1 protein-coding gene and 1 CRISPR repeat array are annotated in these 3,609 nt (G+C 25.3%); the gene reads left to right on the top strand.

Features of this window, described 5'->3' with window-relative positions; all coding sequences use genetic code 11:
* Positions 1-814: 814 nt before the first annotated feature.
* A CRISPR array of direct repeats spans positions 815-1,108; the repeat unit is 30 nt; unit sequence ATTTGATTAGTACTATAATGGAATGTAAAT.
* 689 nt (positions 1,109-1,797) lie between these two features.
* Positions 1,798-3,192 carry an RNA-guided endonuclease InsQ/TnpB family protein gene (locus tag ACK2WN_RS11830; protein ID WP_300529126.1) on the top strand — a complete coding sequence of 465 codons (1,395 nt, stop codon included), beginning with the start codon at positions 1,798-1,800 and terminating at the stop codon, positions 3,190-3,192.
* The last annotated feature ends 417 nt before the right edge of the window (positions 3,193-3,609 follow it).

The following is a 3,609-nucleotide window of genomic DNA, read 5'->3' as shown; positions in this document are numbered from 1 at the left end:
TAAAAGAGGATTAATAAGTTGCTTAGATTATTATATGAAATTGAACCGCGGAGTGCCGAACGGCACGCTCCGTGGTGTGAGAGGGGCTACAAGTTAGCCCCTACTTAATTGCTCGAAATAATATAAACTTTTTCTCCAAGCTCAGATGCAAGTGATTTATTATAGGAGATTCTTGTTTCTTAACCGCATCTTCAATTGTCGTTAAAAGTTTATATTATTTCAATCACAAGGAGATGCAAAAGAAAATATCTTGCGGCATCTTATTTGAAAAATTCAAACTGTTAAAGGAAGGAATTTTATATACTTGAAAATATAGACAAATTCCTCTCTATCCAATCAAGTTGCATTGTCGAGTTTATTTTTTCGATATTCCCAAGTACAAATTGTTTTTTTATTAATTTAAGCTAAATAGTAGAATAATACCATCATAGTAAAGAATTATTATATTATAAACTCTTTTTTATGATATAATAAATTATAGTACTAATATATAGGCGATTTAGCGTCTAAAGATTGAGGTGTAGGAATTAAAGGTTAAGGTTTATACCAACTAACTACCTATGCACTCGATAAACGGTAAAAACTCATACTAATATTCTTTATAGATAACGTAGTATGACATTCCAATTATTAAATTGTCTACTCCTGATGAAGTAAAATATATGGTAGGTAGACAATGTTAGATATTTCAATAGATGTATATATTTTTAAGTTTAAAATGTTAGGTTAAATTATAAATACTATTACAACTAAATATAGTTCGACAATTATTATATTTGTATATATTGAAATTACAATTCTTTTGATATAACGTATTTGATTAGTACTATAATGGAATGTAAATTTAGGTCCTGGTGCATTCTGGGATATACAAACTGCAATTTGATTAGTACTATAATGGAATGTAAATTATTTAAGATGATGTGCTTTTATTTCATCTCTAGCAATTTGATTAGTACTATAATGGAATGTAAATAGTTAAGTTCTGCTGATAATTGTTTAAACTCATTATATTTGATTAGTACTATAATGGAATGTAAATGATGTAGTAGGAAAAGGGTATAAAAAATTTTGGCAGATTTGATTAGTACTATAATGGAATGTAAATCAAATAGCAAAAAATATATCAGATGATATAGAAAATGATTTGATTAGTACTATAATGGAATGCAAATTCTAAAGCAGTTGCAGATTTGATTAGTACTATAATGTAATATTAATAAATTGTTGAAAAAAGAAGATGAATAGTCTTCTTTTTTATATTTAGCATATTAAATAAAAAAGTAAAAAGCTAGCGAAAAACTGTTGGATACAGAAATTCTAGCTTTCACTTCGAATTCATTAAAAAAATATTTTGAAAATAGGATACATTTTTTGATGAAAAAGAAAGATTTATTAAACGTAGATCAATTTGTCAAAAATATTTTATAATTCAGTAAATATATAAGAATGGCTTTGACTCTTCAGTAGCTATTATGTTTTTTCTCAAAGTTAATACTAATAGTAAATTTAAAACCATTATTGATAATGGAAATAGGCAGGTGCTTATTCTTTATTGGCAATCTTTATTATCATCAAGCTCTTAATCTTGTTATTGTAAGAATTACATATCATCAAGAACATATACTATCAATGAATCAATTCCCTATTTTTTGATATCACAAATAATTATTTTCAAGTCTTTCTATTAATATTTCAATGTATTTTTATTATTCATAAATGTCACTAAAACATTGTACTTACTAGGATTCAGGATGTATAATATAATTATACATATATTTTTATTGGAGTAGATTTATGAAAACAACTAGAAAATTAAAATTAACTATTATAGGTGATGAAGAAACTAGAAAAGAACAATATAAAATAATTAGAGAAGAACAATACCAACAATATAAAGCTTTAAATTTATGTATGACCTTATTAAACACACACAATATATTAAACAGTTATAACACAGGTGCAGAGAATAAATTAAATGCACAAATTGATAGTATAGATAAAAAAATAGAGCAGGCAAAAAAAGAATTAGAGAAAAAAGGATTAAAAGAAAGTAAAGTTAGTAAGTTAAAAGAAACAATAGAGTTTTTAGAAAATGATAGGGAAAAGTTAAAAGATGAATACTTAAATTCAAGTAAATTCAGAAGTGATATAGATGAAAAAATGAAAGAAATGTATATTAAAGATATGTATACAGTAGTTCAAAATCAAGTGAATTTTAGGGCTAGAGATATGATGAGTTTAGTAACCCAAAGAGCTAGAAAAGATTTTAAAAATTCTCTCAAAAATGGAATGGCAAAAGGGGAAAGAAGTCTTACTAACTATAAAAGAGATTTTCCATTAATGACAAGGGGCGAAAGATGGCTTAAATTTGAATATGATAAAGATAGTGATGATATACTTATAAATTGGATACATGGGATTAAGTTTAAAGTATTATTAGGATATAAGAAAAATGAAAACTCTATAGAATTAAGACATACTTTACATAAAGTTATAAATAAAGAATATAAAATATGTGATAGTTCTATGCAGTTTGATAGAAATAATAACTTGATTTTAAACTTGACATTAGATATACCCGATAAACAAAATAATAATTATATTGAAAAGAGAACTCTAGGTGTAGATTTGGGAATAAAATATCCTGCGTATGTGTGTTTAAACGATGATACATATATTCGCTCACATATTGGAGAGAGTTTAGAATTATTAAAACAAAGAGAACAGTTTAAAGATAGAAGAAAAAGATTACAACAACAATTAAAAAATGTTAAAGGTGGAAAAGGAAGAAATAAAAAATTATCTGCTTTAAATAAATTATCTGATAACGAAAGAAACTTTGCTAGAACTTATAATCATATGATTAGTAAAAGAATAGTTGAATTCGCTAAAAAACATAGATGTGAATTTATAAACTTAGAAAAATTAACTAAAGATGGGTTTGATAATAATATTCTTAGTAATTGGAGTTATTATGAACTTCAAAATATGATAGAATATAAAGCAAAAAGAGAAGGTATAAAGGTTAGATATATAGATCCTGCGTATACTTCTCAAAAGTGTAGTAGATGTGGTCATATAGATAAGGAAAACAGACAAACACAGGAAAAATTTAAATGCCTAAAATGTGAATTTGAAATTAATGCAGATCATAATGCAGCAATAAATATCGCAAGGGCATTAGATTAAATAATAAATATATATAGGCGATTTAGCGTCTAAAGATTGAGGTGTAGGAACTAACGGTTAAGGTTTATACCAACTAATTACCTATGCACTTGATAAACGGTAAAAACTTATACTAACATCCTCTATAGATAACGTGGTATGACATTCTAATTATTAAATTGTCTCCCCTCAATGAATTAAAATATATGGTGGATAGAAAATACTAGGTAAAATATGTTAACTTTATTTCTTAAATTTTAAATTATAACTATATTATAATTTTTTGTTTAAAAATTGAATATACACAAAAGAAAGATAGGATTTAAAACAATGTCATTAAGTTAGTAGAAAAACATAAAGACCTCAATATTAGAAATAATATGGGGTCTTTTTATTTTATAAAAATGTTGACAAGAATTAAAAAATGTGTGGTCGCTT

Origin of the sequence: Peptacetobacter sp. AB800, assembly GCF_047807365.1 — a bacterium.
Lineage (GTDB): Bacteria > Bacillota > Clostridia > Peptostreptococcales > Peptostreptococcaceae > Peptacetobacter.
Note: the sequence above shows the minus strand (reverse complement) of the source record. Positions and strands in the feature narration are given on the sequence as shown.